This window comes from Rhodococcus sp. GQ147 (assembly GCF_059759155.1).
Genome location: NZ_JCAXDU010000002.1, coordinates 124,566 through 148,284 on the forward strand (window position 1 = coordinate 124,566; position 23,719 = coordinate 148,284).

25 protein-coding genes are annotated in these 23,719 nt (G+C 68.4%); 16 read left to right on the forward strand and 9 right to left on the reverse strand.

The features are described 5' to 3' along the window. Nucleotides 1-19: 19 nt before the first annotated feature. Nucleotides 20-316 (forward strand): 4a-hydroxytetrahydrobiopterin dehydratase, encoded by a 297-nt coding sequence (locus AC6CID_RS03040; RefSeq protein ID WP_006550586.1) that lies wholly within the window; start codon nucleotides 20-22, stop codon nucleotides 314-316. Here the strand turns inward: AC6CID_RS03040 and AC6CID_RS03045 are convergent. After that, a complete protein-coding gene (locus tag AC6CID_RS03045; protein WP_498353546.1) occupies nucleotides 252-1,505 on the reverse strand; it encodes a mannosyltransferase in 1,254 nt (417 codons plus the stop codon). The two genes, AC6CID_RS03040 and AC6CID_RS03045, sit on opposite strands and share 65 nt — an antisense overlap. Before the next feature lie 378 nt (nucleotides 1,506-1,883). Between AC6CID_RS03045 and AC6CID_RS03050 the strand changes: the two genes are divergently transcribed. The 3 genes from AC6CID_RS03050 (at nucleotide 1,884) to AC6CID_RS03060 (ending at nucleotide 4,797) form a co-directional block, all read left to right on the forward strand. Continuing rightward, on the forward strand, nucleotides 1,884-2,726 hold the full coding sequence (locus tag AC6CID_RS03050; RefSeq protein ID WP_006550588.1) for an Rv1157c family protein: 843 nt from the start codon (nucleotides 1,884-1,886) through the stop codon (nucleotides 2,724-2,726). A gap of 87 nt (nucleotides 2,727-2,813) precedes the next feature. Continuing rightward, the gene (locus AC6CID_RS03055) at nucleotides 2,814-3,197 is read left to right on the forward strand and encodes a hypothetical protein (RefSeq protein WP_006550589.1); all 384 of its coding nucleotides are present in this window, start codon (nucleotides 2,814-2,816) and stop codon (nucleotides 3,195-3,197) included. Nucleotides 3,198-3,354: 157 nt separating this feature from the next. Further along, nucleotides 3,355-4,797, forward strand: coding sequence for an MFS transporter (locus AC6CID_RS03060; RefSeq protein ID WP_482127285.1), 1,443 nt, complete (start codon nucleotides 3,355-3,357; stop codon nucleotides 4,795-4,797). Here the strand turns inward: AC6CID_RS03060 and AC6CID_RS03065 are convergent. After that, nucleotides 4,794-5,552, reverse strand: a complete 759-nt coding sequence (locus tag AC6CID_RS03065; RefSeq protein ID WP_217580011.1) for a DUF1906 domain-containing protein — start codon at nucleotides 5,550-5,552, stop codon at nucleotides 4,794-4,796. The genes AC6CID_RS03060 and AC6CID_RS03065 overlap by 4 nt on opposite strands. A gap of 126 nt (nucleotides 5,553-5,678) precedes the next feature. Continuing rightward, the gene (locus AC6CID_RS03070) at nucleotides 5,679-6,617 is read right to left on the reverse strand and encodes a restriction endonuclease (protein ID WP_006550592.1); all 939 of its coding nucleotides are present in this window, start codon (nucleotides 6,615-6,617) and stop codon (nucleotides 5,679-5,681) included. Nucleotides 6,618-6,800: 183 nt separating this feature from the next. On the opposite strand from AC6CID_RS03070, the gene AC6CID_RS03075 reads away from it, so the two are divergent. Continuing rightward, nucleotides 6,801-8,186 (forward strand): carotenoid oxygenase family protein, encoded by a 1,386-nt coding sequence (locus AC6CID_RS03075; RefSeq protein ID WP_217580012.1) that lies wholly within the window; start codon nucleotides 6,801-6,803, stop codon nucleotides 8,184-8,186. 25 nt (nucleotides 8,187-8,211) lie between these two features. After that, a complete protein-coding gene (gene mug / locus AC6CID_RS03080) occupies nucleotides 8,212-8,778 on the forward strand; it encodes a G/U mismatch-specific DNA glycosylase (RefSeq protein ID WP_019288033.1) in 567 nt (188 codons plus the stop codon). A 1-nt stretch (nucleotide 8,779) separates the two neighbouring features. Here mug and AC6CID_RS03085 read toward each other — a convergent pair whose 3' ends face one another. Further along, a complete protein-coding gene (locus AC6CID_RS03085; protein ID WP_482127283.1) occupies nucleotides 8,780-9,001 on the reverse strand; it encodes a DUF1330 domain-containing protein in 222 nt (73 codons plus the stop codon). On the opposite strand from AC6CID_RS03085, the gene AC6CID_RS03090 reads away from it, so the two are divergent. Together AC6CID_RS03090 and AC6CID_RS03095 are read left to right on the forward strand one after the other, a co-directional pair. Next, complete coding sequence (locus AC6CID_RS03090) at nucleotides 9,000-9,818, forward strand: helix-turn-helix domain-containing protein (protein WP_019288031.1); 819 nt, start codon at nucleotides 9,000-9,002, stop codon at nucleotides 9,816-9,818. The two genes, AC6CID_RS03085 and AC6CID_RS03090, sit on opposite strands and share 2 nt — an antisense overlap. Before the next feature lie 46 nt (nucleotides 9,819-9,864). Beyond that, on the forward strand, nucleotides 9,865-10,080 hold the full coding sequence (locus AC6CID_RS03095; protein WP_026061451.1) for a hypothetical protein: 216 nt from the start codon (nucleotides 9,865-9,867) through the stop codon (nucleotides 10,078-10,080). A gap of 7 nt (nucleotides 10,081-10,087) precedes the next feature. Here the strand turns inward: AC6CID_RS03095 and AC6CID_RS03100 are convergent, their stop codons facing one another. After that, the gene (locus AC6CID_RS03100; protein WP_248846208.1) at nucleotides 10,088-10,378 is read right to left on the reverse strand and encodes a 2'-5' RNA ligase family protein; all 291 of its coding nucleotides are present in this window, start codon (nucleotides 10,376-10,378) and stop codon (nucleotides 10,088-10,090) included. 69 nt (nucleotides 10,379-10,447) lie between these two features. Next, nucleotides 10,448-11,197: a CPBP family intramembrane glutamic endopeptidase gene (locus AC6CID_RS03105; protein ID WP_085989295.1), complete on the reverse strand. Its 750-nt coding sequence runs from the start codon at nucleotides 11,195-11,197 to the stop codon at nucleotides 10,448-10,450. A 281-nt stretch (nucleotides 11,198-11,478) separates the two neighbouring features. On the opposite strand from AC6CID_RS03105, the gene AC6CID_RS03110 reads away from it, so the two are divergent. After that, nucleotides 11,479-13,176 carry a fumarate hydratase gene (locus AC6CID_RS03110; protein WP_498353547.1) on the forward strand — a complete coding sequence of 566 codons (1,698 nt, stop codon included), beginning with the start codon at nucleotides 11,479-11,481 and terminating at the stop codon, nucleotides 13,174-13,176. 65 nt (nucleotides 13,177-13,241) lie between these two features. Here AC6CID_RS03110 and AC6CID_RS03115 read toward each other — a convergent pair whose 3' ends face one another. Further along, entirely contained in the window at nucleotides 13,242-13,703 is a 462-nt protein-coding gene (locus AC6CID_RS03115) for a carboxymuconolactone decarboxylase family protein (RefSeq protein ID WP_498353548.1), read from the reverse strand. Nucleotides 13,704-13,778: 75 nt separating this feature from the next. On the opposite strand from AC6CID_RS03115, the gene AC6CID_RS03120 reads away from it, so the two are divergent. After that, nucleotides 13,779-14,669 carry a sigma-70 family RNA polymerase sigma factor gene (locus tag AC6CID_RS03120; protein WP_498353549.1) on the forward strand — a complete coding sequence of 297 codons (891 nt, stop codon included), beginning with the start codon at nucleotides 13,779-13,781 and terminating at the stop codon, nucleotides 14,667-14,669. Nucleotides 14,670-14,736: 67 nt separating this feature from the next. Here AC6CID_RS03120 and AC6CID_RS03125 read toward each other — a convergent pair whose 3' ends face one another. Further along, nucleotides 14,737-15,129 (reverse strand): DUF6037 family protein, encoded by a 393-nt coding sequence (locus tag AC6CID_RS03125; protein WP_024103407.1) that lies wholly within the window; start codon nucleotides 15,127-15,129, stop codon nucleotides 14,737-14,739. Between the two features lie 221 nt (nucleotides 15,130-15,350). On the opposite strand from AC6CID_RS03125, the gene uraD reads away from it, so the two are divergent. From uraD to pucL, 3 genes are read left to right on the forward strand one after another with little or no spacing between them, the layout of a single operon-like run. Further along, complete coding sequence (uraD, locus tag AC6CID_RS03130; RefSeq protein ID WP_006550602.1) at nucleotides 15,351-15,857, forward strand: 2-oxo-4-hydroxy-4-carboxy-5-ureidoimidazoline decarboxylase; 507 nt, start codon at nucleotides 15,351-15,353, stop codon at nucleotides 15,855-15,857. Then, nucleotides 15,854-16,177: a hydroxyisourate hydrolase gene (gene uraH / locus AC6CID_RS03135; protein ID WP_006550603.1), complete on the forward strand. Its 324-nt coding sequence runs from the start codon at nucleotides 15,854-15,856 to the stop codon at nucleotides 16,175-16,177. Before uraD ends, uraH begins: the two co-directional genes overlap by 4 nt. Before the next feature lie 5 nt (nucleotides 16,178-16,182). Beyond that, a complete protein-coding gene (pucL, locus tag AC6CID_RS03140; RefSeq protein WP_217580013.1) occupies nucleotides 16,183-17,103 on the forward strand; it encodes a factor-independent urate hydroxylase in 921 nt (306 codons plus the stop codon). Between the two features lie 30 nt (nucleotides 17,104-17,133). Here the strand turns inward: pucL and AC6CID_RS03145 are convergent, their stop codons facing one another. Then, nucleotides 17,134-18,597 (reverse strand): helix-turn-helix domain-containing protein, encoded by a 1,464-nt coding sequence (locus tag AC6CID_RS03145; protein ID WP_498353550.1) that lies wholly within the window; start codon nucleotides 18,595-18,597, stop codon nucleotides 17,134-17,136. A 141-nt stretch (nucleotides 18,598-18,738) separates the two neighbouring features. Here AC6CID_RS03145 and AC6CID_RS03150 point away from each other — a divergent pair, with 141 nt between their 5' ends. From AC6CID_RS03150 to AC6CID_RS03160, 3 genes are read left to right on the forward strand one after another with little or no spacing between them, the layout of a single operon-like run. After that, nucleotides 18,739-20,127, forward strand: coding sequence for an 8-oxoguanine deaminase (locus AC6CID_RS03150; protein ID WP_498353551.1), 1,389 nt, complete (start codon nucleotides 18,739-18,741; stop codon nucleotides 20,125-20,127). 5 nt (nucleotides 20,128-20,132) lie between these two features. Beyond that, on the forward strand, nucleotides 20,133-20,975 hold the full coding sequence (locus AC6CID_RS03155; protein WP_498353552.1) for an FAD binding domain-containing protein: 843 nt from the start codon (nucleotides 20,133-20,135) through the stop codon (nucleotides 20,973-20,975). Further along, nucleotides 20,972-23,668, forward strand: a complete 2,697-nt coding sequence (locus AC6CID_RS03160) for a molybdopterin-dependent oxidoreductase (RefSeq protein ID WP_498353553.1) — start codon at nucleotides 20,972-20,974, stop codon at nucleotides 23,666-23,668. The genes AC6CID_RS03155 and AC6CID_RS03160 overlap by 4 nt, the downstream gene beginning before the upstream one ends. Nucleotides 23,669-23,719 lie beyond the last annotated feature (51 nt).

The following is a 23,719-nucleotide window of genomic DNA, read 5'->3' on the forward strand; positions in this document are numbered from 1 at the left end:
CATCGTCCCAGAATGAGTCATGTCCCAGCTGCTGACGGACGGAGAGATCGACGCCGCGCTGGCCGAGTTGCCGCACTGGCACCGCGCGGGACAGTCGCTGGTCCGCACCATCGAGGCGCCCACCTTCCCCGACGCGATCGCACTCGTCGACCGGGTGGCCGTCGTCGCCGAGGAGGCGAATCACCATCCGGACATCGACATCAGGTGGCGGAAGGTGACCTTCGCGTTGAGCACGCATTCCGCCGGTGGCATCACGGAGTCGGATCCGGCTCTTGCGCGTCGGATCGACGAGGAGGCACGGCGCTCGGGTCTGTAGTCACCCGTTCGTCCTGCCCCTCACGTCCCCGGGCTGCGAGGATCACGACGACGTAGACGGCGAGGACACCGACCACGTTGACGGCGCCGAGCCAGGCGAGCGGAGCGGGACGTTCGACATCCCAGATCGAGTTCTGCGCCGTACTCAGTACCCACGGAACGCCGATCAGCGTGACCGCGGCCCAGCACGCGGCGACGATGCGGGCTCCGAGCGACCGCGCCAAGGGTCCGTAGAGAAGCCACAGCAGCAAAGGGACCACCCACACCCAGTGGTGGACCCACGAGATGGGCGAGACGAGCAGACCGAACAACTGCACGATCAGCAGCGTGCCGAGACGGTCGCGCGTTCCGTCGGGCAGCGGTTCCAGCGACCGCCACGCCGCGAACGCGAGGACCGCGCAGACCACGACGCCGACCAGCCACACCGGCCCGAGTCCGACGTCCTCACCCGCGAGACGACCCAGCGCTCCGCGCAGCGACTGGTTCCACACCGACACGACCGGCCCGATCCGATCCGCGTCGCCGAAGAGGGACCCGAAATAGGTGGCGGCTTGGGAGCCGAGCACGAGCAGGCTCACCAGGACGGTCCCCACGAAGACGACCGCGGAGAACACCGCCTCGCGCCAGCGTCGCTGCGCGAGGAAGTACAGGCCGGTGATGGCAGGCGTGAGCTTGATCCCGGCAAGCACGCCGACGAGCCCACCCGACAGCCACCACCGGGAACTGCGGGCCACGAGCATCACGCCGAGGACGAGAAAGACGTTGATCTGGCCGTAGTCGAGGGTCGTGCGTACCGGCTCGGTCCATATGCCCGCAGCCGTCCACAGCATCGCGACACCGACCCACGACCGGCTCCGTGCCCGCGCGTCCACGACGAGTTCGAGCGAGATCCACACGACGGCGAACAGCGCCGCGACCGTCAGCAGCTGCCAGGCCACGCCCAGGATTCCGAACGGGATCAGGTGCAGGGGCAGGAAGACGAGCGCGGCGAAGGGCGGATAGGTGAACGGCAGGGGGAAGTCGGGGGTGTCCTCCGAATAGGTGAACCCGTAGAGGTCGCCCTGCAGCAGAGCGGCCGATCCGTCGACGTAGACGTGCAGGTCGACGAGGTTCATGCCGTTGGGAGTGATGAATCCCCAGGCGATCCGGACGACGACGGACAGCGCCAGTAACGCCGCGCACCACCACATCCGGTGCGAAGGAAACCCTCGTGGCACTGCGGTGCGGCCTCTCCCGTCGAACGTCCGTCCGGTGAACCGGACCCGGCGAAGGAGATTACCGTTCCGATAGGCATGCAAACGAACCGGAGTTCACTCCCGTAACGATTTCATCTACAGTCACAATCTTCTCAGGTCGAACGCGTTATGTTCGACAGGATCCGAGGGACGGAACACCCCGTGGTTAGAATCCCGAACCAGCGATGGGCGCGCCGTTCCGAAACGGCAGGCTTGTCCCGTGTGCGGGGGGTCCATAGAGTGTCTCCTCGAGCCGTCAGCATCCGGTCGTTCGTCCCGAACAACCGGATGCTTCAACGACAAGGATGGGGAACAGTGCTTCGTACTCGAGGAATGCGACGGGCGCTCACGCTGTGCGCACTCGCCGCCACCGCGGGATTGGCCGTGCCTACGCAGGCCGTCGCGCAACCGGCGCCACCCGTACTGCCGGACCTGGCAGGGCTCGTCGAACTGCCCCAGTTCGAGATTCCCGCTGATCTTTCCGTAGAGTCGTTGACCGACCTGCTCGCCGGGGTCCGGGCGAACCCCGAAGAGGCCGAGGCCCTGGCTTCCCTTGCGCCCGCGATCATCGGTGCGGCCGCGGGCCCCGCCGATGTCGCCGACGCGGCCGACGGCAAGAACGACCTGCTGGCGCAGGCCAAGGAACTGCTCGCGAACTCCGAGCTCCCCGAATCGGTGAAGAGCACGCTCCAGCGCGTCATCACCTTCCTCGATGGCAGCGGCGGCGGCGGACCCGAGATCCCCGAGCCCGGCGCCGTGGTGATCTCGCAGTTCCTCTACCCGACTATCGGCAAGGGCTGCATCGGCGACAGCCAGGACTCCGTGGGCACCGCCCTCGCGGTCGCGGGTCCGTCGCACCTTCCCCCTCCCGGACCGGGCGCAGGCCAGACCGGCTTCGTCTTCACCGCGCTGGGCACCGCACCCGCCGCCGGCGAACAGCAACAGCCGCTCACCCTGAGCTGGGTCAACGTCTCCAACGGACGCACGGGCACGCAACCGCTCACCAACGACGCGAAGATCAACCCCGACGGCCCGACCACGCTGAGCGCGATCGCCGACACCGGTTCGGGTCAGGTCCTTGCCGTGATCTCCGGTGGAATCACCACGCAGGACGAGGGCGCCGATCCGCGTTCGTGCACCTTCCTGCCCACCGTGGGTCTCGTCGCCGTTCCCTGATTCACGTACTCACCGAAGGCCGCCGGGAGTTTCTCCCGGCGGCCTTCGTGTCTTCCCCCGTCGACGCCGGGCGTGATAGACCGGAGCATGGCCTTCACCGCGTCGCGCATCCCGTCGAAGCAGCGTCGTCTGCGGCACCCGGCCGGCGCCGCGTCCGTGAATTCCCGCCGCTCACTCCTCTCTCACCGCTCGATCCTGTCGATCGCCTCGGAGCGGTCGATCCTGTCGATCGGTTCCTCGTACTCGATCCTGTCGATCGGTGGCTGCGGGTCGGTTCTGTCCATCGGCTCCGTCGGGTCGTTCGGTTCGGCGTTGTCCTCACTGTCGTTCGCGAGTCTCGGCTCGGCACTGTCCGGCCTGTCGCGCTGGTCGCTGCTGGCGTGGCGCGGCGATCATTCCGCGCCCGACGAGCATCCGCCGCTCTCGATCACCGTCGACGAATCCGAGCCCGACAAGCACTGTCAGTCCTGACACCGGACGCCGGTCGAACGGCCACGCAGGACCGGACGGCGGGAGGGCACTAGGGATCGACGGCCCTGCCGTGTTAGACACGATGGCAGCGTCGTTCGTATTGCGCACAAATTGTCGTTGTAGGCCGCGTCACCCCGGCCCCGGACCGAGGAGCCGCATGGCCGTAGAGACACCGCTCTCCACCCGGGAGATTCCTGCCCCGCGCGGCATCGTGCCGGTCCTCGCGACCGTCGGGATCAGCGTCGCGCTCATGCAGACCCTGATCGTCCCGATCCTCCCGCGGCTGCCGGTGCTCGTCGGCGCGTCACCCGAGAACACGTCCTGGGCTGTGACGGTGACTCTGCTCGCCGGCGCGGTGGTCACCCCCATCAGCGGTCGCCTCGGCGACATGTTCGGCAAACGCCGGATGCTGCTGACCTCGCTCTCGCTCATGGTGCTCGGTTCGGCGGTCTGCGCGCTCGCGACGACCCTCGTCCCGCTCGTGGTCGGCCGGGCTCTCCAGGGCGCCGCGATGGGCGCGATCCCGCTCGGTATCGCGATCCTGCGCGACGAGCTGCCTTCCCGGCGACTCCCGGGCGCCATGGCCACCATCAGCGCCACGATGGGTGTCGGCGGCGCGATCGGCCTTCCGGCCGCGGCCTTCGTCGCCCAGGCGACCGACTGGCACATGCTGTTCGTCGCGTCGCTGGTCCTCGGGCTCATCGGTATCACCGCGATCCTGTTCGTCGTGCCCGAATCGTCGCACCGCAATCCGGGACGTTTCGACATCGCCGGGGCGCTGCTGCTCTCCGTCGCCCTCGTGTTGTTGCTCCTGCCCGTCACCAAGGGCAACGACTGGGGATGGACCGCCCCGGCCACGCTCGGGATGCTCGCGGGGGCAGTCGTGGTGTTCGTCGGTTGGGGCCTGTACGAACTGCGGATATCGCGTCCGCTCGTGGACCTTCGACTGTCCGCCCGCCGGCCGATCCTCATGACGAATCTCGCGTCGGTCGCGCTCGGGTTCTCGATGTACTCGAACATCCTGGCGTTCCCGCAGCTGCTGATGGCGCCGACGGAGACCGGTTACGGTTTCGGCCAGACGATGGTCACCGCCGGGATCGCGCTCGCCCCCGCCGGACTCGTCATGATGGCGCTGTCCCCCGTCTCGGCGCGCATCACGACGCGGTTCGGCGCCCGCGTGACCCTCGGCTGCGGCGCAGTGCTCGTAGGCCTCGGCTATCTGATGGCGTACGTGCTGTACCAGGAGGTCTGGCACATCGTCGGCGCCTCGATGCTCATCGGCGCCGGTGTGGGTCTCGCCTACGCGGCGATGCCCGCGCTCATCATGGGCGCCGTGCCGTTGCGCGAGTCCGCCGCGGCCAACAGCCTCAACACCCTGATGCGGTCGATCGGCACGACGAGCGCCGCAGCGGTGGTGGGTGTGATGCTGGCGGCGATGACCCAGCGCATCGGCGACTCCGTGGTGCCCGCACTCGAAGGGTTCCGCGCCACCTTCCTGGTGGCGATGTGGGCGGCGGTGGTGGGACTGGTCTTCACGGTCCTCATCCCGCCGCCGGGCCGCTCCGTGCGACCCGTCGACGACACCCGACCCGAGCGCTAACTTCCCAGGAGTCCCGGGTCCGAACTCGGTGCGCTGCCGGCGAGCGACCACTGGCCGTAGTCGGGCGTGAGCACGTGGTTGATGTCGACGCCGATGCCCTCGATCCGGACCTCGCCCGGAATCTGGTGCAGGTTCGCCCGCGGATGCACGTACCCGTTGGGCGTGCCCCAGTCGTGCTGCCAGTAGAAGGACCCGAGGGAGACCGCCGACGCCCAGTCGATCGTCGGCGAGTTGGCGTACACACCGAGATTTCCGGCGCCGACCACTTCCTGCCAGCCCAGCAGATACGGCACGACCTGGAGCGTGAACTGCTCGAAGGTCGGGTTGTCGTCGATCGAGGCGTAGATCGGTCGGTTCTCCGGGCCACCGGCCGCGTAGTGGAGGTCGAGGCCGCGCCGGGCGTGCTTCAGCCCCGCCTCGTAACCACCGAGCCAGTCGGCGGTCGCGGCCTTGCCGTACTGGTAGCACGAGACCACTTCGAGTCCGCTGTCGAGCAGCGCGTCCGCTTCCCGTCCGGTGAGCGGCTTGGCGCGCATCCAGGCGGCATCGGGTCGTGCATCGGACACGTACCGGATGGCGCCGATATGGCCGGCGGCGCGGATCGACGACGGCGACGGTACGGCGGCCGAGTAGTCGATGATGGTCCCGAGCACCGGGCGTCCCTGAGCCAGACCCGGTGCGCCGAGCGCAGAGATCAACGCGACGCCCGATCCGAGCGTCGCGTACCGCAACATGTCCCGCCGCGAAAGGCTCATCGCAACCTGTCCTTCGTATTGCCGTCTGTACGTCCGCCGTATTGCATCACAATCACAGCCGTCCCACCGGCCACACCGAGAATTCGACAGGTCGCGGCAGGCGATATCCGCAACGGCGCTACGAGGTCAGCGGCCGGACAGTTCGGCGAAGAAGGCCGGCACCAGGGAGACGTCCTCGACCGTCCGCACCGTGGAACGGACACCGAGACCGTGCTCCTTGAGCAGATCGCACAACCCGTCGCCGTCGACGAGATCGATCGGCGGGGCGCCGTGCCGGTGGGCTTCGGCGCGCGCGTCCTCGGTGAACGATCCGGTGGCGACGAGCAGACCCTTCTCGCCCCGCCCGACCATCGCGGCGCGGAACTCGCGGACCACGTCGGCACCCGCCTTCTCCGGTGCCCGCAGGAAACGGAAGAACACCGAGAAGCTCAGCAGCGATACGCGCAGGACACCGGTGCCCTCGACGTGACCGGCGCCCTCGGGAGCGTGGGATCCGCCCGGGGCCGGAATCGTCAGGGTGGTGAATCCGGCCGCGCGCAGTACCGCGGTGGCGAGCCGTTCGAAACCGTCCTCCGACAGGTCGGCGACGGCACCGAGGACGGGTTCGCGCCACAGTTCGGGATCCTCGGGGGCGGCTGCGAGCGGCACGACCTGGGCACCCTGCGAGACGTTCCGCACCATGCGCTTGCGACGCTTCTCGGCCGTGTACGCGACCTGCATGGGCTTGATCTCCGACTCGCGCACGGCGCGGCCACGGTCGGTCACGCTCCACACACCGCGGCGGGTATTCGACAGCAGACCCATGCCCTTGAGGTAGGTCCGGGCCCAGGCCAGCCGGTATTCGATCTCCGTTCCGGGGCCGTCACCGTGGAGTACCGCCTGTGCGGCCTCGGACAGTCCCGTCCGGGAGATCACGGCGGAATCGATCTCCTCGATGACACCGGATCCGCCGAGTTCGATCACCGCCTGCACGGTCGGCCAGAGAAGATCCGTGTACGGCGGCAACGTGGCCTCGTCACCTCCGGTGTTCCGGACGGAGTTTCCGATCGCGTTCCGGCGCTGCACACCTTCCCCTAACGTCGCGGCCGTGCGGCCGCACTATCAGTCCTGCACGTAGGCAACAACTCTATCCGATGCACGGTCCCCGTCCGTGGGTGTGGGATCGGGCGCGCCGAATCACGAACCGATCGCCCTTCCCGGTCCTACGATTGCCCCACAGAAGAATCGCCTCCACCGAAGCGAGTCGTCATGCAACGTCCGGCGCCTGTCGACCTGGCACACCATCCGCACCTCAGTGGCCTGTTCGCGCCTCAACGCGAGGAAGTGGACGTCCGCGAGCTGGAGGTCCACGGGGAACTGCCCGCAGATCTGCACGGAAGCTATCTCCGCAACGGACCCAATCCGCGCTTCGACCCGATCGGTCACTACGTCTACCCGATCGACGGCGACGGCATGGTCCACCGCGTGCAGATCGCCGGGGGCACCGCGCGCTACACGAACAGGTTCGTGCGGACCCCGCAGGTCGTCGCGGAGGAGAAGGCCGGTCGCGCGCTGTGGGCCGGCATCACCGATCCGTACTTCCCTCCCGAGGAGGAGGTCGGGCCCGACCTGGCGAACACCATGCGCGAGCTGCCGGACATCAACATCGTCCGGCACGGCGGGCGGCTCATGGCGATGGCCGAAGCGGCGCCACCGTACACCCTGGGTTCCGACCTCGAGACGCTCGGACGCGAGACCTTCGACGGAACCCTGCCGGTCGGGCTGACGGCGCACCCGAAGATCGATCCGCACACCGGCGAGATGGTCGCCTTCTGCTACATGCTCGACCCGCCGTATCTGACCTGGTCGGTGGTCGCACCGGACGGGACGGTGACGCGCGCGCCCACCCCGATCGACGGCATGGACCGGCCGTTGATGATCCACGACATGGCACTGACGCCGACCTATGTCGTTCTGGTCCTGGCCCCGCTCGTGTTCGATCTCTCGCAGATCTTCTCCGGCGGGTCGCCGCTCGACTGGAAGCCGGATCTCGGAACGCGTGTCGCGCTCGTCCCCCGCGACGGCGGCGCGGTGCGGTGGTTCTCGACCGACACGTTCTGGATGTGGCACACCGCCAATGCCTTCGACCTGCCCGACGGCGACGTCGCGCTCGACTACGTGGAGTGGGCGTATCCGGGCGCGTTGACCGAGAAGGCAGGTCCGAACCGGTCCGTCCTGCGACGCGCCGTGATCGGTCGCGACGGGGTGACCCGCACGACCCTGCACGAACGAGACATCGAGTTCCCCCGCATCGACGACCGGTCGATGACCCTCGGCCACTCCGTCGTCGCGACCATCGGGCGCAGCAGGTCGCAGAAACTCCCAGCGGGAGCAGCTGATTCGCTCTTCTGGTTCGATGTGGCGTCCGGGACCGAAGCAGTCTGGGCACACGAGACCCTCTCCCCCGGCGAACCCGCCTATCTCTCGGGTGATTCGGGCGGCTACTGGGGCGCGATCGCCACCGACCGCGCGGACATGTCGAGCTGGTTCCTGATCTTCCCCGCATCCGACCCGGCATCGGGCCCGATCGCGCGGGTCCGTCTGCCGATCCGTGTCCCGGCCGGCCTGCACGGAGCCTGGCTCCCGCCGGACTGAGCGTCGCTCCGGCTATTTTGGGTGGATGGGTTTCACACGAGCCGAACTCGAGTCCTTCCGCGATGCGGTGATCCCCGATCTCGTCGCGCCCGGTTGCCGCCTGTTGTTCGTCGGCATCAATCCGGGATTGTGGACCGCGGCGACGGGAGCCCACTTCGCGCGGCCCGGAAATCGCTTCTACCCCGCCCTGTTCCGTGCCGGCATCGTCGACCGGCCGATCGACGCGTCGTCCGGTATGAGCGACGCCGACCGCGATCACCTGCTCGAGCGGGGTGTCGGCATCACGAACCTGGCGCCGCGTGCGACGGCCCGCGCCGACGAGCTCACCGACGAGGAACTGCGTGAGGGCGGACGCCATCTGGCGCACGTGGTGGCGGAGTTCCGCCCTCGCGCCGTGGCGGTCGCGGGCATCACCGCCTACCGCGCGGCCTTCGGCCGGCGCAAGGCGAAGGCCGGGCGGCAGGACGACACGATCGGTGACGTCCCGTTGTGGGTGGTGCCCAATCCGAGCGGGTTGAACGCCCACGAGACGGTGGAGTCGCTGGCGCGGGCCTACGCCGAACCGGCCCGGGCGGCCGGCATCCTGTCCTGAACTACCGCTGAGCGCCGAACACCTTGTCGAGGAAGTGGGTGGCGCGGTAGCCGGGCGGTGTGCCCTGCACGACGACCGCCCATCCCTCGGAGTTCTCGGTGCGGAGCGGGAGGATCGCCTGGTACCCCGGGGATTCGTACCAGGACCGGGCACGGTCGACGTCGGGGAATTTACCCGGGAAGTAATGGTGACCGTTCCCGGCCGGCTCTACTGTCGGGTGCATGACCACGGTCGACACTCCCCACGCCGGCGCCCTGCTGCGGGCATGGCGCGAGCGCCGCGGCCTGAGCCAGCTCACCCTGGCCCATACCGCCGGCATCTCGTCGCGGCATCTCAGCTTCGTCGAGACCGGCCGGTCCCGCCCGTCACGCGCGACCGTGCTGAAGCTGAGTGACCGGCTGGACATCCCGCTGCGCGAACGCAACACCATTCTGGTCGCGGCGGGACATGCGCCTGTCTACCCCGAGCATCACCTCGGCGATATGCCGATGGCGGCGATCTCCGACGCGATCACGCGAATCCTGTCGTCGCACCACCCCTTTCCCGCACTCGTCGTCGACCGGCACTGGACGATGGTCGATTCCAACGACGCCGTCGGGGTGTTCGTCGAGGGGTGCGCTCCGGAACTGCTGGAACCGCCGATCAACGTGCTGCGACTGACTCTGCACCCGCGGGGACTGGCGCCGCGCATCGTCGATCTCGGGCAGTGGCGCGGTCATCTGCTCGCCCGGCTGCAACACCAGATCGGTGCGACCGCCGACCCTGTCCTGCTGCGCCTGTACGACGAACTCGCCGGTTATCCCTGCGACGATCCGGTGGAGGAGATCGAACCGCATTCGCTGGTCGTGCCGATGCGGTTGCGGACCGAGGCCGGCGAGTTGTCGTTCTTCAGCACGACCACCCTCTTCGGGACCCCGCTCGACGTGACGGTGTCGGAACTGGCGATCGAGGCGTTCTATCCCGCCGATGAGGCGACGGCCCGGGTCCTGAACCGGATCGTGATCGCCGAATCGGCCGATCACGAATGGTTTCCGCGCTAATGTGGAGGTGCGCGTCTGCCGAGCGGATCATGCGGAGGACACCGACATGAGCACTGCGAAATGGTGGGTTCTCGATCAGCGGGAGTCCGGCTTCGCCCTCGAACACCGCCCCAGCGGCGACCTCGTACTGATGAACACCGCGACGTCGGAAGAACACGTCCTGCACGGCTACGTGTGGAAGCACTGTCCGCACTTCGGCCTGCAGATCCAGAGCGAGGGCCCACCTCCGTACGGACCGTGGGTGGAGAACCCCGAGGAGTGAGTTTCCCTCACGGGATCATCCGTAGCGGCGTGTGCTCGCCGGTGGCGGTGTCGATCAGCACCGCGCGATCGAGCGTCGCGTCGATGGGCAGCACGTCGTAGACGACCGCGCCCAGACGGTCGAGTTCCTCACGCCGGGTTCGGGGACTCAGCGAACAGTGCGGGGTCCAGCGTCCCGGGACGTAGTAGCGGTGCAGGTCCGCTCCCGTCGTCTCCACGACCCGCACGACGCGGTCCTGTCGCTGCACGAGTTCGGACGAGGGGGCGGGCACGAGCGACGCCCGGCCGCGCCGGAACATCCCGGCCCCACAGGCGCCGGATCGCGCGGTCGGTCTCGGGGTCGAACAGGAGACAGACCGCCAGCGCCATCAGTTGAGTGTGGCGTGCCAGACGAGCGCGGCGGCGAGGGCACCGGCGCCGTTGAGCGACCAGTGCAGGGCGATGGGCGCGAGGATGCTGCCGCTGCGACGACGCAGCCACGTGAAGACGAAGCCCGCGGCGGCGGTCGCGATCACCGCGCCGACGATGCCGGCGATCTGCGCGAGCAGCCCGGCACCGAGGAAGGCGCTGAGGCCGGCGTTACCCGCCGTGAGACCGAACGACGAGGCGACGTGCCACAGCCCGAACAGCAGGGATCCCGCGGCGAAGACCCCGCGTGCGCCCCACACTCGCTCGAGGGTTCCGTGGAGCACCCCGCGGAAGGCGAGTTCCTCGGGGATGACGGTCTGGAGCGGGATGATGATCATCGAGGCGACGAGGGCACCGGAGATCGTGGCGTAGCGCTCGGAGAGGAAGAACTGCCTGGTGAACGGCAGGGCGATGCCGATCGCCACCACCGCCAGGACGAGGGCCACGGCTGCTACCGAGTAGAGCGTCCCCTTCTTCCAGTGCCGGGGTGAGAGGCCGAGTTCCGACCAGCGCATGCCGCGTCGACGCATCATCGCGACCAGCACGCATGCTGCGATCGGCACGGTCGCGATCGACGCCCACGCCGTGGTGAAGTGGGCGATCAGGTTGGTGGTGACGAGCACCGCGATCACGACGGCGAGATCGATCCAGGCGTGGAAACGGGGAAGCCAGGCCAGCGACGGCAGGCGTCCGGTCTCGGGCGAGGGCAACCGTTCGATTTCTACGGTCACGTGCGATCCCTCCGGAAACTCTCGAACATCCGGTCAAGTGTACGGATCGGGGCCTGCCGGCCGCCGTGACGGCGAACACTCCGGCCTCGACTCCCTTGCGGGATTTCCGGTCGTCGGCGACATAAACACGCCGCCGAAAGTCGCGAGACGCAGGTCACATCGAGTTTGCAGGTCGAGTCCGTCACATGCCCCGTTGTCAAGGCCTTGCGCCGGCGCCGCTAACGTGTACGGCGATCACCAGCCCTCTTCCAGGAGAAACAATGGCCGACTTCCTCTACGAGGACCTGCTGCCGATCGGGGAAGACCCCACCGAGTATCGGTTGCTGACCACCGAGGGGGTGTCCACCGTCGAAGGACCCGACGGCCGCACCTTCCTGAAGGTGGAACCCGAGGCCCTGCGCCTGCTCACCGAGACCGCGCTGCACGACATCTCCCATTACCTGCGCACGGATCACCTGAAGCAGCTGGCGAGCATCCTCGAGGACCCCGAGGCGTCGAACAACGACAAGTTCGTTGCGCTCGACCTCCTGAAGAACGCAAACATTGCCGCCGGCGGCGTGCTGCCCATGTGCCAGGACACCGGCACCGCCATCGTCATGGGCAAGCGCGGCCAGCAGGTGCTCACCCCGGGTGACGACGAGGAGTCCATCGCGCGCGGTGTGTACGACGCGTACACGAAGTTGAACCTGCGGTACTCGCAGAACGCCCCGCTGACGATGTGGGACGAGAAGAACACGGGCAACAACCTGCCGGCGCAGATCGAGCTGTACGCGGACACCGCGAAGGGCCACGAGAACGCCTACAAGTTCCTGTTCATGGCCAAGGGCGGCGGATCGGCCAACAAGTCGTACCTGTACCAGGAGACGAAGGCGATCCTGAACCCGGACTCGATGATGCAGTTCCTCGAGGCCAAGATCCGGTCGCTCGGCACCGCGGCGTGCCCGCCCTACCACCTCGCGATCGTTGTCGGCGGCACCTCCGCCGAGTTCGCGCTCAAGACGGCCAAGTACGCCTCGGCGCACTACCTCGACGAGCTGCCCACCGAGGGTGCCATCACCGGCCGCGGCTTCCGCGATCTCGAACTCGAGAAGAAGGTCTTCGAGCTCACCCAGAAGATCGGCATCGGCGCGCAGTTCGGTGGCAAGTACTTCTGCCACGACGTCCGCGTCGTCCGCTTGCCGCGCCACGGCGCGTCGCTGCCCGTCGCGATCGCCGTCTCCTGCTCGGCCGACCGCCAGGCCAAGGCCAAGATCACGCCCGAGGGTGTCTTCCTCGAGCAGCTCGAGTTCAACCCCGGTCAGTTCCTGCCCGAGGTCACCGACAGCCAGCTCGACTCCGAGACGTCGGGCGTCTCGGGCACCGGCAAGGGTGCCGCGGTCAAGATCGACCTCACCCGGCCGATGCCGGAGATCCTCGCGGAGCTGTCCAAGCACCCGGTCAAGACGCGCCTGTCGCTCACCGGTCCGCTGGTCGTCGCGCGCGACATCGCGCACGCGAAGATCAAGGAGCGCCTCGACCGTGGTGAGGAGATGCCGCAGTACCTGAAGGATCACCCGGTCTACTACGCCGGTCCGGCGAAGACCCCCGAGGGTCTGGCGTCGGGTTCGTTCGGCCCGACGACGGCCGGTCGTATGGACTCCTACGTCGACCAGTTCCAGGCCGCCGGTGGCTCGATGGTGATGCTCGCGAAGGGCAATCGCTCCAAGCAGGTCACCGACGCATGCCACACGTACGGCGGCTTCTACCTAGGTTCGATCGGCGGTCCGGCCGCGCGTCTGGCGCTCGACTGCATCAAGAACGTCGAGGTCTTCGAGTACGAAGAGCTCGGCATGGAAGCGGTCTGGAAGATCGAGGTCGAGGACTTCCCCGCATTCATCGTCGTCGACGACAAGGGCAACGACTTCTTCGCGCACACCGGCGAGGTCACGCTCACGGTCGGCAAGCGACCCGGTCTGTAGACCCGGCGCTGTAGACGCACTGCTCCGAACGGCCCGGCAGGATTCCAGCCGGGCCATTCGTGATTTCAGCTCCGGGGTGCCGTTCCGGCCGGTTGCCGGATCGTGGCGTTGACCCGGTTCCACATGTTGATCGTCGCGATCTGCATGACCAGCGCGGCCAGCTGCTTCTCGTCGTAGATGTCGGCCGCGGCGTCCCACACCTCGTCGGAGACGGCCTCCGGCCGGTCGGCGATCCGCGTGACGGCCTCGGTGAGCGCGAGTGCGGCGCGCTCGGCCTCCGTGAATCGTCGCGATTCGCGCCAGGCCGCGACCGCCGTGAGCCGTTCGACGTTCTCCCCGTCGTCCAGCGCTTCGCGCGTGTGCATCTCCACACAGAAGCTGCATCCGTTGATCTGGCTGGCCCGCAGGTGCACCAGGTGGACCGTGAGGGCCGGGAGCCCGGTGTTCTCGTAGGTCCGGCCCGCGGCCTGCAACGCGTCGAGGGTGCCGGGCAGCACCATCACGGGATTGTTCATTCGTGCTTCCATCGCCTGCTCCTGTCACATCGGTTCTTCGGGATCCGTCACTTCCTTGACGGATCCCGACGGAAGAATGTGACGACCATGGACGAGGAATTTCTGGCGAGGGAGTTCGACGCGCACCGCGAGCGCTTGCGCGCCGTCGGTTTCCGGATGCTGGGGTCGGCTGCGGAGGCGGACGATGCGGTGCAGGAGACGTGGTTCAAGGTCGTCCGCGCCGACACCGAGTCCGTGGACAATCTCGGCGGCTGGCTCACCACCGTGATGAGCCGCGTGTGCCTCGACATGCTGCGCGCACGTTCGGCGCGTCACGAGGTCGTGGTCGGCGAACCCGTCGAACCGCCTCGACGGAGCGACAGCTCCGAGGCACCTGAAGACGAAGCAGTGCTTGCAGATTCGATCGGTATCGCGATGATGGTGGTCCTCGACGCGCTCGGTCCCGCCGAACGTCTCGCCTTCGTGCTGCACGACATGTTCGGCATGCCGTTCGACGAGATCGCGCCCGTCGTGGGCCGATCCGCAGCCGCGACGCGTCAGCTCGCCAGTCGTGCGCGGAGACGGGTGCGCGGTGCACGTACGACGTCATCGGGGGCCGGGGATCCGCGTCGGGTGGTCGACGCCTTCCTCGTCGCGGCCCGCGAGGGCCGCTTCGAGGATCTGCTCGCGGTGCTCGATCCCGACGTGGTGCTCCGCGCCGACACTGTGGCGGCAGCGAATTCCGAGACGGGCAGGCTGCACGGTGGCCCCGCACTCGAGCCGGAACTGCGCGGCGCCGACGCGGTGGCACACGCCTTCCACGGCCGCGCACGCGGCGCGGTGCCCGCGACGATCGACGGTGTGCCCGGGGCGGCCTGGGCGCCGGGCGGGATCGTGCGGTCGGTGTTCCGCTTCACCGTCGAGGACGGTCGCATTGTGGCGCTAGAGGTGATCGCGGATCCCGAGGCGATCACCACGTTCGACACGGCTCTGCTCTGACACCTGCTCCGATACGGGTCGAGCCCGGCGGGAGTGATCCCACCGGGCTCGAACGGTCGTGTGCTCGTCAGGCAGCGCAGGTATGCGTCCGCGCGAGCACCGCGGGCGACTGCACGACCACCTGCTGCAGGAAGTCGAGGACGATGCCTGGTGCCGGTTCGGCGCCGGGTGCGAGCACCGAGCACAGTGCGCGGTACTGGTCGTCGCTCATCACGGGCGCGATACGGAAGTGCGTGGTCATCGCGAGCGTGAAGTCGATCCCGAAGTCGCGGGCGCGGACCTGCAGCTGCGGACCGTGCTCCCCCGCGATCAGGCAGACGTCGAAGACGGCCCGTCCGGCGGTGTGCTCGAACGATGCGGCCGGAACGTTGTTGCGGACCATCTGCCGGTAGAGAGGTCGCAGTCCGCCGAGCACGACCGGCGGAAGCGTCACTGCTCGAGGACGGTCGGCGGTGAACATGTGATCACTCCTTCAACCCTGCGACCCCACCCGGGTCGCCCACTTCTTCTGGAATAAATCCAATAACTGGAACTATTCCAGAAAAACGTTCAAGACGCAACCACCTCGTTGGCCGATCATCCAACCGGCGCACCCGCGGCGAACCGAACTCTGTAGCGCTTGCACCTCCCCCGCCGCACGCCCACCGGACAGTATCGAATGCACCGACGAAAGGAGGGTCCGTGCAGCTCACAACGGCCCGGTTCGATGCGATGCCCGAGGACGAGGCCGTCGCTCTGTTGCTCGACTGCTGTTCGAGCCGGACATGGGCACACTCCGTCGTCGCAGCGCGCCCGTTCGGTTCGCGCACCGTGCTGCTCACCGCCGCCGCTGCCGCGGCCGAGAACCTCGACGGTGACGACCTCACCGACGCCCTCGCCGGCCACCCGCGCATCGGCGAACGCAGCGAACACGCTGCTTCCCGTCGCGAGCAGTCCGCCGTCGCCACGGCCGACGCCGACATCCTCGACCGGCTCGCCGCCGGCAACCGTGAATACGAGGAACGGTTCGGGCACGTCTACCTCGTCCGCGCCGCCGGCCGCACGGCCCCGGAACTGCTGGAGATCCTCGAGCGTCGCCTCGACAACGACCCGGAGAGCGAGAAAGCCGAGATGCGTGCGGCGCTCGCCGAGATCACCCGACTCCGCCTCGAGCGGATCGTCATCGAGACCGCAGGGAGCCGCGCATGAACACCCTGAGTACCCACGTGCTCGACGCGACGGCCGGTGCCCCCGCGGTGGGGTTGCGCGTCGCCCTCACCGATACGCACGGAACCTCGTTGGGCGCCGGTGTCACCGACGACGACGGTCGTCTCACCGGTTTCACCGATCCATTGCCCGAGGGCACCTACCACCTGACCTTCGCCACCGGTGACTGGTTCTCGCGCCGCGGAGTCGCGTCCTTCTATCCGGAGGTGACCGTCACCTTCCGTATCCCGGAGGGCAGCAGCCACTTCCACGTGCCGCTCCTCCTGTCGCCCTATTCGTATTCCACCTACCGCGGGAGCTGACCACCATGACCGAACTGACCGGCAAGATCGTCCTCGGACCGCACCGCTACGGCAAGGCCGAGAATCGGGTGGTGCGCATCGTGCGCGACACCGACCGGCACGAGATCCGCGACCTGAACGTCTCGTCCTGCCTGCACGGCGATTTCGACGCCGCACATCTCGAGGGAGATCAGGGCACGGTGCTGCCCACCGACAGCCAGAAGCAGACCATCTACTCCTACGCCAAGGAGAAGGGCGTCGAGTTCGTCGAGGAGTACGGCCTCGCGCTCGCGCGGCATTTCGTCGACGACGTCGAACCCGTCCGCTCGGCGCGCATCGAGATCGAGGAGTACGCCTGGGAGCGGGTCGTCGTCGACGGCGCCGAGCACGACCACACCTGGACGCGCAAGGGATCCGAGGTCCGCACCGCCGCGATCACCGTCGAGGGCACCGGGACCGACCGACGCGAATGGGTGGTCGGCGGCCTGAAGGATCTCGTCGTCCTCAAGTCCACCGGCTCGGAGTTCCAGGGCTTCCTCACCGACCCGTACACGGTTCTCGAACCGGCGGAGGATCGCATCATGGCAACGAGCCTCCAGGCGCGGTGGCGGTTCGCGTCGACCGACGTCGACTGGGACGCCGTCTACGCGGGCGTGCGCGCCACCCTCCTTGAGGTGTTCGCGAACCTGCATTCGAAGGCCCTGCAGGAGAGCCTGTACGAGATGGGCCGCGCCGTGCTCGAGCGCTACCCGTCGATCGCCGAGATCCGCCTGTCCGCACCGAACAAGCACCACTTCCTCTACGACCTGACACGTTTCGGAGTGGAGAACGCCGGTGAGGTCTTCCACGCCGACGACCGGCCCTACGGACTGATCCAGGCGAGCGTGCTGCGCGAGGACGCCCCCGATGCCGGCATCGCCTGGGAGCCCTACACCGGCGCCATGTGATCACTCATGCGGCGCGACAACGGATGTCGATCACACGACAGCAGGTTCTAAGGAACGCAACGCGAGATACAGGTCGAAGCGGTCACCCGTGCGTGTGAGGGAACGCCCGGTGAGCGCTTCGACCCGTCCGATGCGGTAGCGGACCGTGTTCAGGTGCACGTGCAGTCGATCGGCCGTGCGCCGCCACGATCCGTCGCAGTCGAGGAATGCCTCGAGGGTCGCGAGCAGACCCGCGTCGGTGCGCCGGTCGTGTTCGACGACGTCCCCGAGCAGCCGGTCGGCGTAGGCGCGCCGCAGTTCGTCGGGCAGGGTCGACAACAGGTCGAGCGCCGAATCGAGTTCGGCGCGTCGCACCGACACCGGGCCCGGATCATTGTGTGCTGCAGCGCATGCCGACGCTGCCGCGCGGACCGCTCCCGCCGGGTCGTCGTCGGAACTCTGCCCGCCGACACCGACGAACATCCGGTCGCCGCGCAGCGCCGGCGCGAGACGCCCGAGGCGTCGGCTCAACAGCCGTGCCACGTCGACGTCGCTGCCGATCGCCGGGGCGACCACCCTGTTCGCCGCGTCGATCGATGTGACCGCTCCGTCCAGGACGTCCTCGACGAGACCGCGTAGGACGTCCGGCGAGATCCGGCCCTCGGCTTCGGCCGCCACCGCGACCCGCGAGTCCGCAGCGCGCACGGTCGGGGTCCGGTCGGTGATCTCCCATGCCACCCGGCGCCGTTCGTCGCGCCGGATCCGATCGAGAGCGACCACCGCGGCGAGTTCGGAGAACGCCTCGACGCACTCCGGTCCGCTCTCGTCGTGCCGGATCACCAGGAACCACGCGTCGATCCGGTCCGTCAGTCCGCGTCCCACCGGCAGGACGGTGAAGTCACCGTCGAGCCGCAGTGGAAAGCGGTCGGCGGTCAACGCTGCTGCGGTGATCCGGTCGAGTTCGGCGTCGTCGAGCTCTGCACCTCCTGCGACCGTCACGCCTGTGGAGGTGATCAGCGCCGATTCCACCCCGAGCTGCTGCGCGAGTCCGTCGAGCAGCTCCCCCACACTCCGACCGTCGGCGACGGCGGCGAGCCATTGCCGCTGCCGTGCCAGTCCCGTCTGCAGACGATCCATCCGGGCTCCGGCCATCTGCCCGGTCATGTATTCGATGACCCGGCTGAACGGCACCTCGTCGGGCACGACCAGCAGCGGCATGCGATGTCGTGCACACGCCTCGATCACGTCGTCGGGTACCCGGCCGTGCAGGGCCTCGCCGGCGGCCATCGCCGTCACCCCCGCTCGGACGAGCCGTTTGACGAACAGGTCGGAGTCCTCGACGGAACGTCGCCACACCAGGCCGGTGAACACGAGCGAGCCTGCGCTGACGTAGCGCGTGGGGTCGGGCATGTCGGTGGTGCACGCGCGCAGCACGGGACGGCTCAGGGCCTCCGCGTCGCCGTGCAGTACACCGATTCCCAGCCCCGGCGCCTCCACCACGTCTCGAAGAAGCACGATGTTCACCTCCTGGTGACGGTCTTGGACGATCGCACAGTACGAGCCGCGGATTTCCGAGGTGTTTCGTGCGTGCTGCCGCAGAGGTACATCTGTTCGGCGCAGTTGACTGAAGACTCCCGACGATCCGAGGAGTCGACTATGCACGCGCATCCCACCACCCGGCCGCTCGTCATCCGCGGCGCACACGTGGTGAGCATGGACGCCGCCCGCGCCGAACACCGCGACGGTTATGTCGTCGTCTCCGGCAACCGGATCGTCGCGGTCGGGTCGGGCGAACCCGCCCATGAGGACGGCACAGCCATACACGACGCGCAGATCGTCGACGGCACCGGGTGCGTGCTCACCCCCGGCCTGATCAATACCCACCACCACCTGTACCAATGGATCACGCGTGGGCTCGCCGCCGACCACACCCTGTTCGAATGGCTCACCACCCTCTATCCAGTCTGGGGTGGCATCGACGCCGACGCCGTGCACGTCGCGGCCAAGGGCGCACTCGCGCATCTGGTGCGCACCGGATGCACGACCAGCACCGACCACCACTACGTCGTGCCTCGCGAGGGCGGTGACGTCTTCGGCGCGGAGATCGCCGCAGCGGCCGAGGTCGGTATCCGCTTCCATCTCTGCCGCGGGTCGATGGACCTCGGTGCGAGCGCCGGGGGTCTGCCGCCCGATCACATCGTCGAGGACATCGACGCGATCCTCGAGGGCAGCAGCGAGGCCGTCGACCGCTGGCACGATCCGTCGTTCGATTCGATGTTGCGGGTCGCGCTCGCGCCGTGCTCGCCTTTCTCGGTGACCGGTGAGCTGCTGAAGCAGTCCGCGTTGCTCGCCCGCGATCTCGGGGTGCGGCTGCACACCCATCTCGCCGAGACCCTCGACGAGGAGGACTTCTGCCTCGAGAAGTTCGGATGCAAGCCCGTCCAGTACATGGAGTCGCTGGGCTGGACCGGACCCGACGTCTGGTACGCGCACGCCGTGCACCTCGACGACCGTGACATCGGTGTGCTCGCCGCGTCGGGTACGGGTGCGGCCCACTGCCCCACCTCGAACGCCCGGCTCGGTGCCGGCATCGCCCGCGCCGCCGACCTCTACGCCGCGGGCGTGCCGCTCGGCCTCGGTGTCGACGGTGCCGCGAGCAACGAGTCGTGCTGCATGCTCGAAGAGGCCCACCACGCCGCACTGTTCGCCCGTGCCCGCAGCGGCCCCCGCGCCATGACGGTGCGGCAGAGCCTCGAACTCGCCACCATCGGCGGCGCCCGGGTCCTCGGACGCGAGGACGAGATCGGATCGATCGAGCCCGGCAAGCTCGCCGATCTGGCGTTGTGGCGGATCGACGGCCTCGCCCACTCCGGCATCGCCGACCCGGTCGCGGCCCTCGTCCTCGGCAGCACACCGCCTCTCGAACTGCTGTTGATCAACGGCCGTGAGGTGGTCGTCCGCGACGAGGTCCGGACCGTCGACGAGGACGTCGTGGCACGGCAGGTCGCGGCGGAACACGCCGCGCTGGTCGCCAAGGCGGGGTGAAGGCGATGGATCTGCACAACATCACCGCCTACGACATCGCCCGCGACCGCACCGATCTGACCTTCGAGGAGGGCGCGGCCCCGCTCGGCGGTGGCACCTGGTTGTTCTCCGAACCGCAACCGCACCTCCACCGACTCGTGGATCTGTCCGGTCTCGGCTGGCCTGCCGTGACCCGGCACCCCGACGCTCTCGAGATCGCCGCGACCTGCACGGTCGAACAGATGGCCGCACTCTCGGACGAGGCGGAACATACTGCGGCACCGCTGTTCCGGCAGTGCGCCGAGGCACTGTTGGCGTCGTGGAAGATCTGGAAGCGCGCCACGGTCGGCGGCAACATCTGCCTGTCCTTCCCCGCCGGTGCCATGATCTCGCTGGCGACCGCACTCGACGCGGACGCGGCGATCTGGACGATCGACGGCGGCGAACGGCGGATCCCGGTGGCCGACTTCGTCCTCGGAGTCGCCTCCAACGCCCTCGCACCCGGAGAGATCCTGCGGAGCATCCGGATTCCTCTGCGGGTCCTGAGTTCCCGCACGGTCTTCCGCAAGATCGCCCTCTCTCCGCTGGGACGTTCGGGGGCCGTCGTGATCGGACGCCGCGACGACGACGGCAGTGTCACGCTGTCGATCACCGCGTCGACGGTGCGTCCCTGTCTCCTGGGGTTCACGGAAGTCCCGTCGGCACAGGCGTTGTCCGACGCACTGGCCCGTCTCGTCCCGACGACGAGCTACTACACCGATGCGCATGGCTCCGCCGACTGGCGACGTGCCGTTACCGCGGTGCTCGCCGAAGAGATCCGCACCGAACTGTCGAACACTGCACTGCCGAAAACGGAGGTTCAGCCGTGAAACTCACCGTCAACGGCCGCGAACGCGACGTCGACCCCCGGCCCGGCCAGTGCCTGCGTACCCTGCTGCGCGAGACCGAGCACTTCGAGGTCAAGAAGGGCTGCGACGCCGGCGACTGCGGCGCGTGCTCGGTCCTGCTCGACGGCGAACCCGTCCACTCCTGCGTGGTCCCGGCCGTGCGGGTCGAGGGTCGCGAGGTCACCACGGTCGCGGGACTGGGAACCCCCGACGACCTGCATCCCGTCCAACAACAGTTCGCCGACGCCGCCGGTTTCCAGTGCGGCTTCTGTACCGCAGGCATGATCGTCACCGCGTCCACCTTCACCGACGAAGATCTCGACGACCTGCCGAAACGCTTGAAGGGCAACCTGTGCCGGTGCACCGGCTACCGATCGATCGAGGATGCCCTGCGGTCGCGCACCAACGTCGAGCAGGTCGATGGCCCGTCGTGCGGCCGCTCGCAGCGCGCACCGGCCGCGACGCGGGTCGTCACCGGCACCGAGCCGTACACCCTCGACACCACCGTCGAGGGCCTGCTGCACATCGCCGTCCTCGGCAGCCCGCACACCCATGCGCGGATCCTCTCCGTCGACGTCTCGGCCGCCGAGGCGTTCCCCGGTGTCCACGCTGTGTTGTACCACCGCGACGCCCCGGCCACCGCCTATTCGACCGCTCGCCACGAGAACCGCAACGACGATCCCGACGACACATACCTGTTCGACCGGGTCGTGCGCTTCCGCGGACAGCGGGTCGCCGCGGTGGTCGCCGAGAGTCCGGCAATCGCACACCGGGCGCTCGCGTCGATCCACGTCGAGTACGAGGAACTGCCCTTCGTCCTCGATCCCGACGAGGCCCGGAAGCCTGGGGCTCCCCTCCTGCACGCCGACAAGTCCGCCGACGCGCGCATCGCCGATCCCGGACGCAACGTCGTCGCCGCGATCCACGGCAGCAGCGGGGACGTCGACGCGGCGGTCGCGTCCGCTGCGGCGGTGGTGCAGGGACGCTGGCAGACCCACCGCGTCCAACACACCCATCTCGAAACACACGGAGCCATCGGTCATCTCGACGAGGCCGGACGGCTCGTCATCCGCAGTTCCACACAGGTTCCGTTCCTGGTGCGCGACGAGCTGTGCCATATCTTCGGACTCGACCGGGACCGGGTGCGCGTGCACACGGCCCGGGTGGGCGGGGGTTTCGGCGCCAAGCAGGAGATGCTGGTCGAAGATGTCGTCGCGGCGGCGGTCCTGAAGACGGGGTGCCCGGTGCAGTGGGAGTTCACCCGTTCCGATCAGCTCACCGTCGCTCCGTGCCGGCATCCCATGCGGGTCGACGTCACCCTCGCCGCCGACGCCGACGGTGTCCTCACCGCCCTCGCGATCGACGTGCTGGCCGACGCGGGCGCCTACGGCAACCACAGCCCCGGGGTGATGTTCCACGGCTGCACGGAGTCGATCGCGGTGTACCGATGCCCGAACAAGCGCGTCGACGCCGAATCCGTGTACACGAACAACCGGCCGTCGGGTGCCTTCCGCGGTTACGGTCTCGGCCAGGTGATCTTCGCGGTGGAGTCGGCCATGGACGAACTCGCCGGCAAGCTCGGCATCGACCCGTACGAGTTCCGGCGCCGCAACATCATCCTGCCGGGAGATCCGCTGGTCGCCGCGCATCCCGAGGGCGCCGACCTGACGTACGGCAGCTACGGACTCGACCAGTGTCTCGACCTTGCCGAACGGGCGATGGCGCGCACGGGTGGCCGGCCCGCGCCGACCGGTGATCACTGGCGGATCGGCGAGGGTATGGCGCTCGCGATGATCGCGACCAACCCGCCCAACGGGCACATCTCCGAGGCGTCGATCGAACTTCTGCCCGACGGCCGGTATCTCGCCCGGGTGGGCACCGCGGAGTTCGGCAACGGCACCACCACCGTCCACACCCAGATCGCGGCCACCGCGCTCGGCACCACCCCCGACCGGATCGTGGTCCAGCAGTCCGACACCGACGTCACCACCCACGACACCGGCGCGTTCGGATCGTCGGGCACGGTCGTCGCGTCGAAGGCGCTGCTGGCGGCCTCCCACGAACTGCGACGCAGGATGACCAAGGCCGCTGCGGAGCTGACCGGCCTCGACCCGGAGCAGGCCGAACTGCAGGCCGACGGCGTGCGGTGCGGCGATCATCTCGTCCCTCCCAGTGAGCTGCTGCAGGTCGCGGGTGGCCGGTTGCGCACCGAGGGCCGGCACGGCGGTCTGCCGCGGTCGCTGTCGTTCAACGTGCAGGCATTCCGCGTCGCCGTCGACACCCGTACCGGCGAGGTGCGGATCCTCCGCTCGGTCCAGGCCGCCGATGCCGGCACCGTCCTCAACCCCGAGCAGTGCCGCGGGCAGATCGAAGGCGGCACTGCGCAGGCGCTCGGTGCGTCGATGTACGAGGAGATCATCACAGACGACGCCGGCCGCGTGACGACAGATGTGTTACGCAACTACCATATTCCGCAATTCGCGGACGTCCCGCGCACCGAGGTCTACTTCGCCGACACCTACGACGAACTCGGGCCGATGGGCGCGAAGTCGATGAGCGAGGCCCCGTTCAACCCGGTGGCCCCGGCGTTGGCGAACGCCGTGCGCAACGCCATCGGGGTGCGGCCGCACGAGCTGCCGCTGTCCCGCGACCGCATCTGGCGCCTCATGCTGTGAGACCCACCCATCGAGACCGATGTTGTGTGCGGTTTCCGGCCGGATTTCGCA

What these genes read in the sequence shown, in the direction of transcription:
- AC6CID_RS03040 (WP_006550586.1), top strand. Translation starts at nt 20, where the DNA reads ATGTCCCAGCTGCTGACGGACGGAGAGATCGACGCCGCGCTGGCCGAG.
- AC6CID_RS03045 (WP_498353546.1), bottom strand. Translation starts at nt 1,505, where the DNA reads ATGTGGTGGTGCGCGGCGTTACTGGCGCTGTCCGTCGTCGTCCGGATC.
- AC6CID_RS03050 (WP_006550588.1), top strand. Translation starts at nt 1,884, where the DNA reads ATGCGACGGGCGCTCACGCTGTGCGCACTCGCCGCCACCGCGGGATTG.
- AC6CID_RS03055 (WP_006550589.1), top strand. Translation starts at nt 2,814, where the DNA reads ATGGCCTTCACCGCGTCGCGCATCCCGTCGAAGCAGCGTCGTCTGCGG.
- AC6CID_RS03060 (WP_482127285.1), top strand. Translation starts at nt 3,355, where the DNA reads ATGGCCGTAGAGACACCGCTCTCCACCCGGGAGATTCCTGCCCCGCGC.
- AC6CID_RS03065 (WP_217580011.1), bottom strand. Translation starts at nt 5,552, where the DNA reads ATGAGCCTTTCGCGGCGGGACATGTTGCGGTACGCGACGCTCGGATCG.
- AC6CID_RS03075 (WP_217580012.1), top strand. Translation starts at nt 6,801, where the DNA reads ATGCAACGTCCGGCGCCTGTCGACCTGGCACACCATCCGCACCTCAGT.
- mug (WP_019288033.1), top strand. Translation starts at nt 8,212, where the DNA reads ATGGGTTTCACACGAGCCGAACTCGAGTCCTTCCGCGATGCGGTGATC.
- AC6CID_RS03090 (WP_019288031.1), top strand. Translation starts at nt 9,000, where the DNA reads ATGACCACGGTCGACACTCCCCACGCCGGCGCCCTGCTGCGGGCATGG.
- AC6CID_RS03085 (WP_482127283.1), bottom strand. Translation starts at nt 9,001, where the DNA reads ATGCACCCGACAGTAGAGCCGGCCGGGAACGGTCACCATTACTTCCCG.
- AC6CID_RS03095 (WP_026061451.1), top strand. Translation starts at nt 9,865, where the DNA reads ATGAGCACTGCGAAATGGTGGGTTCTCGATCAGCGGGAGTCCGGCTTC.
- AC6CID_RS03100 (WP_248846208.1), bottom strand. Translation starts at nt 10,378, where the DNA reads ATGTTCCGGCGCGGCCGGGCGTCGCTCGTGCCCGCCCCCTCGTCCGAA.
- AC6CID_RS03110 (WP_498353547.1), top strand. Translation starts at nt 11,479, where the DNA reads ATGGCCGACTTCCTCTACGAGGACCTGCTGCCGATCGGGGAAGACCCC.
- AC6CID_RS03115 (WP_498353548.1), bottom strand. Translation starts at nt 13,703, where the DNA reads ATGGAAGCACGAATGAACAATCCCGTGATGGTGCTGCCCGGCACCCTC.
- AC6CID_RS03120 (WP_498353549.1), top strand. Translation starts at nt 13,779, where the DNA reads ATGGACGAGGAATTTCTGGCGAGGGAGTTCGACGCGCACCGCGAGCGC.
- AC6CID_RS03125 (WP_024103407.1), bottom strand. Translation starts at nt 15,129, where the DNA reads ATGTTCACCGCCGACCGTCCTCGAGCAGTGACGCTTCCGCCGGTCGTG.
- uraH (WP_006550603.1), top strand. Translation starts at nt 15,854, where the DNA reads ATGAACACCCTGAGTACCCACGTGCTCGACGCGACGGCCGGTGCCCCC.
- pucL (WP_217580013.1), top strand. Translation starts at nt 16,183, where the DNA reads ATGACCGAACTGACCGGCAAGATCGTCCTCGGACCGCACCGCTACGGC.
- AC6CID_RS03150 (WP_498353551.1), top strand. Translation starts at nt 18,739, where the DNA reads ATGCACGCGCATCCCACCACCCGGCCGCTCGTCATCCGCGGCGCACAC.
- AC6CID_RS03155 (WP_498353552.1), top strand. Translation starts at nt 20,133, where the DNA reads ATGGATCTGCACAACATCACCGCCTACGACATCGCCCGCGACCGCACC.